The 13771-nt window shown below is 43.1% G+C and carries 16 protein-coding genes; 7 read left to right on the top strand and 9 right to left on the bottom strand.

Features of this window, described 5'->3' with window-relative positions; translation table 11 throughout:
• Nucleotides 1–15: 15 nt before the first annotated feature.
• Both CSH93_RS01265 and CSH93_RS01260 read right to left on the bottom strand, forming a co-directional pair.
• Entirely contained in the window at nt 16–810 is a 795-nt protein-coding gene (locus tag CSH93_RS01265) for a DUF2189 domain-containing protein (protein WP_100641143.1), read from the bottom strand.
• A 158-nt stretch (nt 811–968) separates the two neighbouring features.
• Nucleotides 969–1490 (bottom strand): C40 family peptidase, encoded by a 522-nt coding sequence (locus tag CSH93_RS01260; protein WP_100641141.1) that lies wholly within the window; start codon nt 1488–1490, stop codon nt 969–971.
• Nucleotides 1491–1653: 163 nt separating this feature from the next.
• Between CSH93_RS01260 and CSH93_RS01255 the strand changes: the two genes are divergently transcribed.
• From CSH93_RS01255 to msrQ, 6 genes are all read left to right on the top strand, one after another.
• The gene (locus tag CSH93_RS01255; RefSeq protein ID WP_100641139.1) at nt 1654–2871 is read left to right on the top strand and encodes a pyridoxal phosphate-dependent aminotransferase; all 1218 of its coding nucleotides are present in this window, start codon (nt 1654–1656) and stop codon (nt 2869–2871) included.
• 5 nt (nt 2872–2876) lie between these two features.
• Nucleotides 2877–3470 (top strand): 5'-deoxynucleotidase, encoded by a 594-nt coding sequence (yfbR, locus tag CSH93_RS01250; RefSeq protein ID WP_100641137.1) that lies wholly within the window; start codon nt 2877–2879, stop codon nt 3468–3470.
• The gene (locus CSH93_RS01245) at nt 3454–3939 is read left to right on the top strand and encodes a YchJ family protein (protein ID WP_100641135.1); all 486 of its coding nucleotides are present in this window, start codon (nt 3454–3456) and stop codon (nt 3937–3939) included. The genes yfbR and CSH93_RS01245 overlap by 17 nt, the downstream gene beginning before the upstream one ends.
• A gap of 151 nt (nt 3940–4090) precedes the next feature.
• The gene (locus tag CSH93_RS01240) at nt 4091–5452 is read left to right on the top strand and encodes an anti-phage deoxyguanosine triphosphatase (RefSeq protein WP_420807231.1); all 1362 of its coding nucleotides are present in this window, start codon (nt 4091–4093) and stop codon (nt 5450–5452) included.
• Nucleotides 5453–5527: 75 nt separating this feature from the next.
• Nucleotides 5528–6529, top strand: coding sequence for a protein-methionine-sulfoxide reductase catalytic subunit MsrP (msrP, locus tag CSH93_RS01235; RefSeq protein ID WP_100641133.1), 1002 nt, complete (start codon nt 5528–5530; stop codon nt 6527–6529).
• An 11-nt stretch (nt 6530–6540) separates the two neighbouring features.
• Nucleotides 6541–7170: a protein-methionine-sulfoxide reductase heme-binding subunit MsrQ gene (gene msrQ, locus CSH93_RS01230; protein WP_100641131.1), complete on the top strand. Its 630-nt coding sequence runs from the start codon at nt 6541–6543 to the stop codon at nt 7168–7170.
• Between the two features lie 29 nt (nt 7171–7199).
• Here the strand turns inward: msrQ and CSH93_RS01225 are convergent, their stop codons facing one another.
• Nucleotides 7200–8327 (bottom strand): GGDEF domain-containing protein, encoded by a 1128-nt coding sequence (locus CSH93_RS01225; protein WP_100641128.1) that lies wholly within the window; start codon nt 8325–8327, stop codon nt 7200–7202.
• 224 nt (nt 8328–8551) lie between these two features.
• On the opposite strand from CSH93_RS01225, the gene CSH93_RS01220 reads away from it, so the two are divergent.
• Nucleotides 8552–8902: a hypothetical protein gene (locus CSH93_RS01220; protein ID WP_100641126.1), complete on the top strand. Its 351-nt coding sequence runs from the start codon at nt 8552–8554 to the stop codon at nt 8900–8902.
• Between the two features lie 6 nt (nt 8903–8908).
• Here CSH93_RS01220 and CSH93_RS01215 read toward each other — a convergent pair whose 3' ends face one another.
• Genes CSH93_RS01215 through pabC form a run of 6 tightly spaced genes read right to left on the bottom strand, consistent with a single transcriptional unit; the run spans nt 8909 to nt 13753 of the window.
• Entirely contained in the window at nt 8909–9514 is a 606-nt protein-coding gene (locus CSH93_RS01215; protein ID WP_100641124.1) for a pyridoxamine 5'-phosphate oxidase family protein, read from the bottom strand.
• 6 nt (nt 9515–9520) lie between these two features.
• Nucleotides 9521–10303: a TatD family hydrolase gene (locus tag CSH93_RS01210; protein WP_100641122.1), complete on the bottom strand. Its 783-nt coding sequence runs from the start codon at nt 10301–10303 to the stop codon at nt 9521–9523.
• A gap of 6 nt (nt 10304–10309) precedes the next feature.
• Complete coding sequence (holB, locus tag CSH93_RS01205) at nt 10310–11218, bottom strand: DNA polymerase III subunit delta' (protein ID WP_100641120.1); 909 nt, start codon at nt 11216–11218, stop codon at nt 10310–10312.
• On the bottom strand, nt 11215–11838 hold the full coding sequence (tmk, locus tag CSH93_RS01200; protein WP_100641118.1) for a dTMP kinase: 624 nt from the start codon (nt 11836–11838) through the stop codon (nt 11215–11217). Before tmk ends, holB begins: the two co-directional genes overlap by 4 nt.
• Nucleotides 11839–11865: 27 nt before the next feature.
• Entirely contained in the window at nt 11866–12867 is a 1002-nt protein-coding gene (gene mltG / locus CSH93_RS01195) for an endolytic transglycosylase MltG (protein WP_100641116.1), read from the bottom strand.
• Entirely contained in the window at nt 12860–13753 is an 894-nt protein-coding gene (pabC, locus tag CSH93_RS01190) for an aminodeoxychorismate lyase (protein ID WP_100641114.1), read from the bottom strand. The genes mltG and pabC overlap by 8 nt, the downstream gene beginning before the upstream one ends.
• Between the last annotated feature and the right edge of the window lie 18 nt (nt 13754–13771).

Raw genomic sequence — 13771 nt, 5'->3', positions numbered from 1 at the left:
TAATGTCGATTTCTGTTATTCGTATTTCCGTTCGACTTTCGTTTCAATTGCGTCAATGTAGGCATGCCAACTAGCATAACCAATCAGTGGCATCAAAAAGATAAAGCCGACGAAACCTGTCACAAATCCCAACGCAACCGCCGAAAATATAATGCCGCCCCAAATAAACATGGGGACTTTATTGACCCACACCGCATTCATACTGGTCAGCACTGCAGTAGCGATATCAACTTTACGTTCCATCAAAATAGGCTGAGTAAATGCGCTGATGAAAAATACCAACATAGTAAAACCCGCACCGACAACAGTACCAAGGGCTAAAAACGGTAACAAATTCTCTAACGTCGTATCGAGGTAAGGTGGATACAGGGCGTGAATGAGAGCTGCAACTCTTAACCAGAAAATCATCATAACCAGCAACAGAATGCCAAACCCCCATTCATTTACTGCGTTACGTGAGATCGCGCGCAACGAGTGACGCAATGAGGGTTTGTGGCCCTTCTCCAATTCCCAACTGACGTCATATAACCCAGCGGCCAGAAAGGGTCCAATCAACATGAAACACACGATGGCCGGCAAAATAATCAAATGCCAACCCGTTAATTGAACGAGATAGGCAATAAACCACGGAATGATGGCGAATATCACCCCATAAAACACACTCAACCCAGGCGTTCTAAAGAAATCACGTAATCCCAGCGATAGCCACTTGATCGGATCACCAACATCCAATTCTTTACACGGTATAACACGCGCTATCTTACTTTCTGTAATGGCATTTTGGGGCGTTTCTTTGAAATGTTGCGACATAGTAAATTCCTTATGAATTCTATCGAACTGCATAAATTTTATGCATACGAACACTTGTACTATCAAAATACGAACCTACCAAGCAGGAAAGTTCACATTCTGTTAACAAAAGTATAGAGGAAGATCAGTGAATTGCTATGTAGCGATAAAAAAATGAATTAAATATCTGCAGGTTGCCAATAGAGGGTTGTGCCATACAGTTCGCATAACTTCTCATTGAGTTCGGCAAAACGGGTTACCGGTTCATCTCGTCCTGACACGCAATGGTGGGTAAACCGGTGACAATTATTCTCAATTAAATCGTATTCAGAGTAATCAAAAACTCGGTCTATCGCGCGTTTTGCCACTACGTCCGAAGACAATGCAGAGCGCGAGTGATCGCAGGCTACATATATACGATTACCACTGCGATCATGGAGAAACCTTTCAGGTGAAATCGCACGGATCAATCCATTCCCGCGCAATTCAACAATCTGGTTATCGACCCAAATGCCGGTATGCTGAAACACTTCATAGATCCCGCAGCACACAACTGCGCCATTTTGTGGCGTGACCAACTGAGCACACTCCCCCGGAAAGTGGTTAATGTGACCCTTGCTGACTTGCATTTCTCGCGTTAATTTAGTGCCAGCATACAAAGCCGCAGCACCGGCGCCTATCCATAAAAGTGGTAATGGCATATCTACTTCTCATTTAACTATGCTCATATGTCAGTCTAGTATTGTTTAAAATCTACACAAGTTGAAAAATGTAACGGTTTTTTACTGGCTTTATCGAATATTCACTTAACACTACCCACTTGCCTGTATTACTCTGTACACCTGAGTTAAGGGCGGTTATCACATGAATAAAGTCGGAAAATCACGTAAGTTAGATAATGTTTGTTATGACATTCGTGGACCTATAGCAGAACGAGCTCGAAAGCTCGAGGACGAAGGGCATCGGATCCTTAAATTGAATATCGGTAATCCAGCCCCGTTTGGCTTTGAAGCACCTGATGATATCCTAAAAGACGTGATCCGCAATTTGCCCAATGCGCAAGGCTATTCTGATTCAACTGGAATATACGCCGCTCGCGTAGCGGTCATGCAGTATTACCAATCCAAAGGGATAAAAAATACGGCTATCGAGGACGTGTTTATAGGCAATGGTGTCAGTGAGATGATCATGATGTCGATGCAAGCCTTGCTGAACACTGGGGATGAAGTGTTACTCCCCTCGCCCGATTATCCGCTTTGGACAGCAGCCGTTAGCCTCTCCTCAGGTACGCCGGTTCATTATCGCTGTGATGAAAGCAATCAATGGTTTCCCGACCTTAATGATATCGAAAGTAAAATAAATGAGCGCACCCGAGCCATTGTACTGATCAACCCCAACAATCCTACAGGCGCGGTTTATGACAAAGCGCTTTTACAATCCATAATTGAACTGGCACGTAAGCACAAGCTTGTCATTTTCAGTGATGAGATTTACGACAAAATATTGTATGACGGAGCTCAGCATCATTGCATTGCAGCAATGGCTGATGATTTAGTCATTTGTACCTTCAGTGGACTATCTAAAAATTATCGTGTCGCGGGCTTTCGCGCTGGTTGGTTGATCGTCAGTGGCAATAAGCTTGCTGCACGTGAATATATTGAAGGCTTGACCATATTGTCCTCTATGCGCATGTGTGCCAATGTGCCGTGTCAACATGCGATACAAACGGCACTGGGCGGTTACCAGAGTATTAATGAATTGATCCACGATACCGGCCGTCTAAAGATCCAGCGCGATCTCGCAGTAGAAAAGCTCAATGCAATAGATGGCGTTACCTGCGTTGCCCCTGAAGGTGCGATGTACTGTTTTGCCAAAGTCGATCATGAAAAGTTTGCTATCACCAATGACGAACAAATGATCATGGATCTGCTAGACAATGAGAAAATTTTGCTGGTGCATGGGCGTGCATTTAATTTAAACGAAGGTGTTTATTTCCGCTTAGTCTTTTTACCGCATATCGATGAATTAAGCCTCGCATTAGATAAAATTGCTAACTTCTTCAGTTATTACAAGCAAGGGTAATAGTAGTGAAACAAAGTACCTTTCTCGCATGGATATTGCGTATGCCACTGATCAAACGGTGGGCGCTAATGCATTCCGTTAAGAATGAAAATGTAGCCGAGCATTCCCATCAGGTCGCTGTGATTACTCACCTATTAGCGGTGATCAAAAACCACTATTTCAATGGTGACATAAGCCCAGAAAAAGCTGTGACCGTCGCCTTGTACCACGAAATTTCAGAAACCAAGCTGCAAGACATAAATCACGTTACCAAATACCATAATCCAGAATTAACCAAAGAATTCAAAAAGCTAGAAGAGATAGCCGAATTAGAGTGCTTAGAAACATTACCCGAAGCATTACAGGCACAATTCAAGCCTTTAATTGTGCAATCGGCAGTGGATCCTGAGTACAAGCGTATCGTAAAAGCTGCGGACCTGATCGCAGCTTACCTTAAAGCCTGTGACGAAATTGCCTTCGGCAACCGAGAGTTTCACCACGTTAAAAAGCGACTCGAGGCGATGTTAGCAGACTATGTTGATACCATGCCTGAAGTGGAATTTTTTCTAAAAACATTCAAAGATAAATGCCTAGTCAGTGTTGATGAACTTTCCGAGTAAACAAAGTGCGTGCCCTTGCGGTTCAGGCAATACTTTTTCAGCATGCTGTGAACCATTAATAAGCAAACAGGCAAAGGCCACCACACCAGAAGCCCTTATGCGCTCCCGTTATACCGCTTATGCGGTTAAACAGTATGATTACATCTTAGAGACCTACGTAGCCTCAACGCGCCCCTCAATATCTCCTGAGGAACTTGGCGCAGACAACACCAACACCCTATGGCTTACATTAGAGATAACGGATTCCGAGCTGTCTCCTGAGTACGGCTATGTGTCCTTTCGCGCATTTTATAAAGACAAAGCGCATGCCTATTGTCTCGCAGAGAAGTCAAGGTTCGTAAAACAAGACGAAGAATGGTTTTATGTAGATGGTGACATTCTCCCCGCTTCTGGAAAGGTAAAAATAGGTCGAAATGATCCATGTTTATGCGGTAGCCAGCAAAAATCCAAACGCTGCTGTTTCAAATAGTTTGCGAACCCTAAAAGTATTCTTTCTCGTCATCAATGTGGTTGTCATACAGCCAAACCCAGGGTTAACTTTCATTCAATAAACAATTGCCCAGCCTTATAAGGTCTATTATTCTGACACTATCCTGCTATATGAAAGCTAAGGAATTCAATTGACAGACAATCACGCTATTACAAACGGGGTTTGGCACGAGCGTCGTCTGCCCAGAGTTGAAAACAGAGATGGGGACCACCGTAGCCCGTTCCAAAGAGACAAAGCTAGAATATTACATTCAGCAGCCTTTCGCCGATTACAAGCGAAAACACAAGTCTTAGGTGTCGGGTTAAGTGACTTCTATCGTACGCGCCTCACACATTCTCTCGAAGCTGCGCAAATAGGTGTTGGTATTTGTGCGCAACTAAGTTTCAAGTACCCTAATGAAGCACAGTCACTAGGGCTAGACAGTCACTTAATAGAAGCCTTATGCCTTGCCCACGATATCGGTCACCCCCCTTTTGGTCATGGCGGTGAAATAGCCTTAAATTACATGATGAATTCACATGGTGGATTCGAAGGAAATGGCCAAACTTTCAGAATTGTTACTCAGTTGGAGCCCTATACTGAATTTCATGGCATGAACCTCTCAAGACGTACCGTACTTGGGCTAGTGAAGTACCCCAACTTTTTATCGGCGTTACGCGTACCCCAAAAACACACGATTTCTGACAGTCAAAACCTTCGCACTGTACAAGCCAATGAGTGGCACCCTCCTAAAGGGTTATTTGACTGTGATAAGGATATATTTGATTGGTTATTAGCACCGATTAGTGACGCAGACAAAAGTACTTTTATGTCGGCCTCTGCCTATGATAAGAGCCAACATCGTCATGGTAAGACACAATATAAATCGTTGGATTGTTCGATCATGGAACTGGCTGATGATATTGCCTACGGCGTACATGATCTTGAGGATGCAATCGTTATGGGTATGGTCAATGAAAATGATTTTACTGAATTTATGCATGAAAAGGTCATCGCATTAGAAGTCCCCGGACTATCAGATTGTTTTGAAGTTCTGACTCAGAAACTGTTTAGCCATCAGCATTATGAACGAAAAAATGCGATTGGGGCGTTGGTGAATTTATTTATTACTGCTATCACACTAGACAAACAAAACCTGTTTAAAGAACCGCTGTTAGACTTCAATGCGAGGATGCCAAGCCAGTACGCGAAAGCACTTGGTTTATTTAAACAGTTTGTTTATCTCAAAGTGATACAAAAACCAGAAATACAATTACTCGAATATAAAGGCCAACAAACAGTCATGGAGTTGTTTCAAGCCTTTGCGTCGGATCCTGAGCGGCTACTCCCAGACAACACCAAAAAGCGTTGGCTTGAAGCACAAGAAAAAGATCTCGGCTATCGAATATTGGCCGATTATATCAGTGGCATGACGGATGAATTTGCCTCTCGACTGTATTCCAATATGTTTGTGCCCAAGCGCGGTGGTACTCATGATACGTTGTCGTTGTAAAAAGCATGGTGAAATAAATATAGTCAATATGCGGTCAATCTGAGTATAAGTACAAAACCATCATGTTTAATTCCTATGCTGATCAAAAAAACGGACAAAAATGCCGTTACCGAAAATGACGTAACCGATGAAAGCATCTATCATGATCGCCGCAATATTCTGAAAGGTTTAGGCTTCATTGGCGCTGGTAGTTTATTAACACAATCGGCCCATGGTATGGGCTGGTTCGATGACGAAGAATCCACTACATTCAAAACCAGAGCGTTGGAATATGAACAAAACCCAAACTATCGCGCAGTAGATGAACTGACACCAGAGCGAAAAGCTACCAGTTATAACAACTTCTATGAGTTTGGTACGGGTAAAGGGGATCCAGTAGAAAATGCTCAGGCTTTTAAGGTAGAGCCGTGGTCACTGCGCATTGATGGTTTAGTAGAGTCCCCTATTACACTCAGTTACGACGATCTCTTTAAACGCTTTCCACTACAAGAGCGCATCTATCGTTTCCGCTGTGTTGAAGCCTGGTCTATGGTGATCCCCTGGATAGGCTTTGAACTAGGCAAAATCATTGCTCAAGCCAAACCGCTAAGTAAGGCCAAGTTTGTATCCTTTCAAACGCTATACGATCCCGAGCAAATGCCCGGACAACGCAGTCGTTTTGTCGGCGGTGGTGTTGACTACCCCTATGTCGAAGGCTTGAGACTGGATGAAGCACTACATCCTCTGACATTACTATCGGTCGGTGTTTACGGTAAAACCCTACCACCACAAAATGGTGCACCAATAAGGCTCGTCGTGCCTTGGAAGTACGGTTTCAAAAGTATTAAATCGATTGTACGTATATCTTTAACTGACTTTATGCCACCTACGACTTGGAACCGTTTAGCACCTCAGGAATATGGGTTTTATGCGAACGTCAATCCACAGGTTGATCATCCACGCTGGAGTCAAGCCAGAGAGCGTCGCATAACGCGCGGCGGTTTATTTTCGCAAGAGCGTATCGATACGCAATTGTTTAACGGCTATGAAGACGTTGCCCCTCTCTATTCGAATATGGATTTAAGGCAGTTCTATTGAGGCACGAGTAAATGCTTTCAAATGCGTGGGTTAATTCCCCGATAAAAATAAGCCCTAAAGCCATTTTATTAATCAAGGTTGTCATACACACGTTATGCATAGGCCTGCTAAGTAATATATTGTATTTGGCAATAACCGATCAGATCAGCGGTGATCCTGTTGATGCTCTGCTTCACTTTACAGGGATCTCAGCCGTCAATACGTTGTTATTGTGCTTAACATTATCGCCAATGGCACGGCGCCTTAAAATGGCTGCCTTGATCCAATTTCGAAGGCTCTTAGGGCTGTATGCATTCTTCTTTGCATCGTTACATCTCATGAGCTTTGCTTTTTTTGAATTACAATTTGAATGGCGTCTTATTGGTGAAGAAATTATAAAACGACCTTTTATTACTGTCGGTATGGCCGCTTGGATTATTTTACTGGCGTTGGCGGTAACGTCTTTTAAGCGTTCACAAAGAGCACTTAAAAAACGCTGGCAGCTCATTCATAACTGCATATATGTGGCTGCGCCGTTAGTCATTATCCACTTTTATTGGTCTGTAAAATCAGACATTTATGAACCATTACTATACGCGGCTGTTTTAGTGGTCCTGCTGTGGTTACGCCGGGTTCAGTTAAAAAACATCTTTTTTCGTTAACCGTCAATCACACATACCGGTTACGAATACTATTTTGCCAACACGACTTTATTTCGCCCTGTTTCTTTGGCTTTATACAACGCTTGGTCAGCCCTTTTGATAATAGACTCTAAGGTTTCATCTGCTTTTTTATCAGCTACACCAAAACTTGCTGTAAAACGAATAGTATCATTCTCATAACCGATTGAATGTTGCTCAATAATATGTCGAAGTCTTTCAGACATATCCATGGCTTCTTGGCTCGTTATCCCTCCCATAAGAATAATAAACTCTTCTCCCCCTAATCGACAGCAAACATCACTGTCGCGCATGTGAGCTGCGAGTAATTGACCAAAATCACGCAGTACTAGGTCCCCAGCTTCATGACCAAATGTATCGTTAATCGATTTAAAATGATCGATATCTACGGCAACACCATGCATGGTCTTTAACAATGTAAATTCACTCGCATACTTTTGCGCCATACCACGTCGATTATATAAACCGGTTAAGGGATCTTTTATGGTTAGATCCGATAACTTCTGCTGTTCAGCAAACAACAAGCTTGTTGTGATACCTATCCCTAGCATGACGAACCCCAACGCCTGTCCAATAATACTCGCAGCATACAATATTGGAGGATTGATACTGACCGAGACAAAGATGAACTGCAGCACAGCAACGGCAATAATGATCGTCAACGCGATAAAGATAAAACCATTACCATAGTTAAATTCAGTTTTATTTTGTCGTATCAATTGCCAGAGAGTGTAGGGAAACAAAATCAATATGAATAGCGCCTCTAGCATGGCCAGTCCCCGTAAAGATGGGACAATAAAGGTTGCTGTAAAAAACACTGTAACCAAAACATATACCCACCGTTGGGGCTGATACACCGTTTTCTGAAAATTACTTAATGCAACAAAAAGAAAAGCACCAGCGGCAAAGAACGCCAATACAGAAATAGCAACTAGATTTTCTACTCCTTCAACAGCGAGCCATATTGCAGAGAACCCGATAGCGCTGGTGATAAAATAATATTTAAAAAAAGGTAGAGAAACGTCTTCTTGGAATGTTTTTGCCACGTAACCGAGCAGAACGGAAATCGTAATGACAAATGTCAAAATCAAAATAAAGAAGCCATAAACATGTATATGGCCAAATGCAGAAACATCCATACGTTTATAGCATTGGTTAATGAATGATAACGTCAGCTTAGACTATAAACACCATTTTACCTACTAATACAAATTTTGATTAAACCCTATAAAACAACAAGATCGACCACATTTACGTCAAAACAAGATTAAAAAAACGTCATTTTTTTTAAATTAACACTTGCATGTTGTTTTATACAGTACTACTGTATACCTATACACTGTATAAATATCAGGTAAACGTAATGAAAACAGCAACACCTATTAATGCCAATAATATTGTTCCTCTACATCAACCTCGCACGCAGCCAGGTTGGCATTACCTCATTGCCGATAACGTGGTATTTGATAAGTCCTTTGGTCACCAATATGGGCATGGGATCCGCATCCAAAAGCCAGATGATGCCAATGTTCCAACATGGATTAAGCGCTTAATTACATCGGGTAAATGTGAGGCAATTTACGTAGAAAACCTCAACCTTAACGATGATGACAAACTGGTTATACAGGCACTGTGCTCACAATACTCTGTATCGCTTATTGGACTCACAGTGAATGATGGTCACGCGAATAATGTAATCCAAGGGCCTTGGTAAGGTTGACTAAGGTATTACGGGAGTGGCGCGCCACTGTGTGCTGGATTTTCGATATAGTGTTCGGTCTTGTGGGTTGCCTTTTAAATTGAGGTAGTCCACGGATCTAACATCGACAACAATCAAGCCAAAATGGTCAGGCGGCCCTGCGTTTAATAAATGTTTATCTACCTGCAGATTATCGCCAGGCTCGCGCTTCGATTTAGGCTCACCCCACAAAAACTGGCGTTTTGCCGGTGCTGAGAGTTGTTGCCAATGATGTACGCGTTGATGCTCATATTCATGTTCAGGATCAATGATCAGCTCTGCTCGCCCCTCAATGCGATATTGTTCTCGCGTCGTACTAAAATACCAACACAACGCGATCCATTTATTCTGGCTAATCTCGTTCCATTTATCCATTCTAGAGTCACTGATAATGATGATGCGGTGCATATCATCGAAACCGCGAAAAACGACAGTTCTGTTTTTAGGCATCCCGTCTTTTGTCACAGTCGCCAACTGCATATACCGACATTCAGGCACATTCTTTGTTTTATATAAACTGCGTGCCAAAGGCTGACGCCATAGAGGTAATGCATCACGATCATCCTGAGCCTTAACAGTTTGGGACATTTATGGTTAAGCCATTGAGTGCCGTTCGATGCGATCAAACAGTGTGAAAAAATTATCTGAAGTAGCTTTGGCAATTGTATCTACGGAAACCCCACGCAGCTTCGCAATGCATTCTGCCACCTCAACTACGTAGCCCGGCTGATTCTGTTTCCCTCTATGAGGAACAGGTGCTAACCAAGGAGAGTCAGTTTCTATAAGCATGCGTTCTAACGGTATTTGTTTAGCCACCTCACGCAGTTCTTTTGCACTATTGAACGTTACAATGCCTGAAAACGAAATATAGAAACCTAAGTCGATTGCCGCCAATGCCATGTCTAAAGATTCGGTAAAACAGTGCAAAACACCTCTAGTGCCTTCTGCTAGGTGTTGACGCAACGTATCGAGAGTATCTTGGCGTGCATCACGGGTGTGGATGATCAGCGGCTTTTTAACGGCATTTGCGACATGGATATGGTCAATAAATGACGCCATCTGCACGTCACGTGTATCTTCACTGTAATAATAATCAAGCCCCGTCTCACCAACCGCGACTACACGTGGATGTGAACAAGCCTCTAACAATATGTCCCGCTCACAACGATCGTCTTGATGTAAAGGATGCACACCACATGAAGCAGAGACGTTGTCAAAGCCATCAATTGCCTGCAACATTGGCTCAAAGTCTTTAACGGAAACTGCGACACATAAAAAATGTTCCACACCACGTTGTCTCGCAAACGCTAAGGTTTGCCCTAACTCATCTTTCGATTGTCCCAGCCTGTCTAGATGGCAATGTGAATCAATAAACATGTAGAACTAAAATTCCTGTAAAAGTGTAAAGGTTTGCACTAGCAGTAGAACCTTGTTAACCCCTGCATGGCGCGCTGTTTCAGACAGCGTATTGAGCTGATTCAGTACGTCCCAGCGAGCCTGATCGAGGGTTAAACCGTCGCGCTTAATCTTATCTTGTAGATATCGCTGCGCCCATGCAATAACTTGCTGATAAGTTGAGTGCCACTCCTCTGCTGCCGACAATGCGTCGACTCTACCGCTGCACAATGATTCAACCAGCACATTAAAATCATCGAAGGCTTTCGAATCTTTGTCGCGCAAACTGCGAAGCACCGCAAACGGCGCATTACCGTATCCTTTGAGCAACGCTGGCGTTAATGCATGCTCAGAACTCTCGCCATTCAAAGTATGTGTCAACCATTCGATACTGTCCTCTACCGCAGGAGTCGGCAGCAAACATTTCTCACATCTCGATAAGATCGTAGGTAGTAAACGATTTGGCTGATCAGTAACCAACAACAAATAGGTCGATTGTGTCGGTTCCTCCAACGTTTTCAACAAGGCGTTCGCAGCTGACTCACTAAGCAAGTCTGCATCTGCAATAATTAAAACTTTATTATGGTTTAACTGTGCCGTTTGACTCAGCGACTGAATAGCGCTGCGAATAAGATCAACACCGATTTGAGATTTATCTGTTTCCAGCCAGTAATAGTCAGGATGACTGCCCGCTTCAAATAATTGACATGATTGGCATTCACCACACGCCTCACCATTAACTAACGACTTACACAGTAAACTACGTCCAAGCGCTTTGGCATATTGGTGTTTACCGATATCCTTAGCACCACTTAGCAACAACCCATGGTGAAGACGTTTCTCTTCTGCCCTTAAGGCATGTTGATGCAAAATCGCTTTAAACCATGGCAAATTCATGATGAAAAATACTGCTGCAATGATTGCGTAACTTGTTCGTGAACATCTGACATAGATTGCATAGCATTTATCGTGACTACACGTTCATTGTTTAAGGCTTCTTGTTGATAAGCTGTTCGCACTCGCTCAAAGAAATCGAGCCCCTCAAGTTCAATGCGATCTAATTCTCCACGCCCGCGCGCGCGTTCTAATCCTACTTTAGGATCAACATCTAAATATAACGTCAGATCGGGAGTAAACCCTTTTAACGTTACGTCACGGATCACATCTAATAATTTACGGTCAATCCCTCTACCGCCGCCTTGATAGGCTAACGAAGACATATCATGTCGGTCGCCAACCACCCAATCGCCCGAGTCTAAAGCAGGAGTAATCACATTAGCGATAAGCTGTGAGCGCGCCGCGTACATGAGCATCAATTCAGTTTCAATTGTGACGGCTTCCTGCCATTGCTGCTTAACACAATCACGTAATGCCTCGGCCATCGGCGTTCCACCGGGTTCACGCGTTTGTGTAACGCTGTGTCCGTGTTGTTTTAGGAACTCGACTATGGTTGCTATAACTGAGCTTTTCCCTGCTCCTTCAAGACCTTCAACAACAATAAATTTACCTGATTTCAATGCTGCCCCTTTAAATGCGACGGGTTTCTACTTCTTTAGTTGGTATTGTCGCACAGCTTCATTGTGTTGTTCGAGTGTTGCAGAGAAAAAATGCGTTCCATCTCCTTTAGATACGAAATACAAGTCCTCTGTCATCATTGGATTAAATGCAGCCTCAAGTGCAGCTTCACTGGCCATGGCAATGGGAGTTGGAGGAAGTCCCTTAATAACGTAGGTATTATAGGGTGTTGGGGTTCGCAGGTGTTTACGGGTAATATTGCCATCGAAGGCTTCTCCTATCCCGTATATAACCGTTGGATCCGTTTGTAAACGCATATTGAGATTTAACCGATTCACAAACACCCCCGCAATATGCGAGCGTTCATGCGCTACACCCGTTTCCTTTTCTATGATTGATGCCATTATCAAGGCCTCATAAGCATTTTCATAGGGTAGTCCTGGGTATCGCGAATCCCAAAACTCTGTTAACCGCTCATGCAAGGCATCATGGGCACGTTGTAGGATCTCGATAGCTCTGGTGCCATGGGTGAACGCATAGGTATCCGGCATCAACCAACCTTCGGCTGAATTGCCCGTAAGTTGATTGTCTGCTATCCATTGTTTCACCTGAGCTTCAGACACGGGTTCGATTAAATTGGGATGCTCATTGATTTGTGCTAACCATTGCTTAAAGGTAAGCCCCTCTATCAACGTAATGCTAAATTGCTTTTCTTCACCTTGATAAATTTTTTGTAATAATTCAGGCAAAGGCGTTTGTGGGCTTATTTCGTATGTGCCAGCCTTTATCGTGGCAACATTAGACTGTAACTTTAGCGCTAGCTTTAACCAATCACTTTGCTTATACAACGCTAATTGATCAAACTGCGCCATTAACTGATACAAACTAGTACCCGGCGACAAGGTAAATAAAACAGCTTCGCTATTCTGGGAAACTTGGTTCATTGCCTGATTAGACTTGTGCAACACAAAAAGACCGCTAAAAACGGTTATCGCCAGCAAAATCGCGACAATGGGGAAAATCTTACGCATTCAGCTCAATCGCCTTTTTAACTTTTTCGCCAAGCATGATGATAGGTTTTATATCCAATGTACGTTTATTGCCATCACCCATCCTAAGTGATTTAACTGGCATAATCTGCATTAACGCATTGCATATAAACGCACTCTCTATGCTGTTTAAACGCTCTACAGTGAAGTTATCTACCTCCACTGGAATTTCTTGAGCTCTAAAATATTCAAGCATAAATTGGCGAAAAACGCCGTTTACCCCCGCATGAGAGAGCGCAGGTGTACACCAGCGATTATCCTCATCCAACCAAAATACATTTGCAGCAGAGGCTTCTATCACACAATCATCTTGGTCACACACGAGATAATCATCAACGTCACTTTCAAGACTTAACTCTTGCTTTATCAACACCTGCTCTAGTCGGTTAAGGTGTTTTATACCGGCTAAATAAGGCTGCCTTGCCAACTTGAACTGCGCGACGGCAATATCTATCCCGCGTGCGCACATCTGCTTATATTCTGCGGGAAATGAATGAACGGTTAGCATGATTGATGTTGAATCACAGCCGACAGGCGAATAACCGCGGCCACCGCGTCCTCTCGATATTAACGCCTTAACCACTAGGTCTTTGGTCGCATGCACCGAAAGCACTTGTTTAATCATTGCTACGAGCGACTCTTTCCAATTCGTTGTTTGTATTGTTTTTACATCGTGTTGATATTGCGGTACGACGACAGATACGTTTTTGAGACTGATGTTTAATTTATCAGCATCATGTGCCAAACGTTGGAAATGTTGGGTAAGTAATTCAGGTTTAGCATCAATAACAGCGATGGTTGTAAAACAACCATCGCCATAATTTAACGCTCTATCGGCAAAACCGAAAGGTAAGTCTGATTCACTCAAAGTCGATCGATCATATTA

Origin of the sequence: Neoalteromonas facilis (genome assembly GCF_002807665.1) — a bacterium.
Taxonomy (GTDB): Bacteria; Pseudomonadota; Gammaproteobacteria; order Enterobacterales; family Alteromonadaceae; genus Alteromonas_E; species Alteromonas_E facilis.
The sequence above is the reverse complement of the archived record's forward strand: the minus strand, read 5'-3'. Positions and strand labels throughout refer to the sequence as shown.